Origin of the sequence: Herbiconiux daphne (assembly GCF_024979295.1) — a bacterium.
Taxonomy (GTDB): domain Bacteria; phylum Actinomycetota; class Actinomycetes; order Actinomycetales; family Microbacteriaceae; genus Herbiconiux; species Herbiconiux daphnes.
In genome coordinates this window covers 1-522 of record NZ_JANLCJ010000811.1, presented here as the reverse complement: position 1 = coordinate 522, position 522 = coordinate 1, and the positions used below count along the sequence as shown (strand labels likewise).

The following is a 522-nucleotide window of genomic DNA, read 5'->3' as shown; positions in this document are numbered from 1 at the left end:
CCACGATGGACACGGATACATTCTTCACCATTCTCATCCCATTCAAAGAAAGGTGTAAGACGTTCCCACGTCTGGTCATACCAAGGGCGAGCAGCAGGAATAAACCAAACCATAACTCGTGATAACCAACACATATTAACAAAGTGTTGTTCAGCACCTTCAGCCCGTTGGTATTGGTCAATCACAATCTGAATACACCGAGCAAGAGAAGTCTCAGCACTTTCAAATTCTTCTGAATAATACTCATCGACATAACAACGAAGAGCATCTGTTTCAAAAGGCATTGGATATTTCATTATCCCTCCTATAAAGATAGGCCAGCCCAAAGGCTGACCCAGTTTAATTACATATGGAAAGCCAAGACATTACAAACATCGTGGACTTTATCAGAGAAGTCTGTTGACTTAATCCATTCTACGAATTCGAAATCACTACGGATTTCTTCACGAGAAAGATTTACATCAGCGAGAATCTCTTCTCCTTCAATCTTAACCACCTTACACTGAACCGAATAGTCATCGG

Annotated in this window: 1 protein-coding gene; it reads right to left on the bottom strand. The window is 41.2% G+C overall.

The features are described from left to right. The coding region (locus N1032_RS27830; protein ID WP_259543977.1) for a hypothetical protein at window positions 1-296 on the bottom strand (296 nt) is incomplete at its 3' end. Between the last annotated feature and the right edge of the window lie 226 nt (window positions 297-522).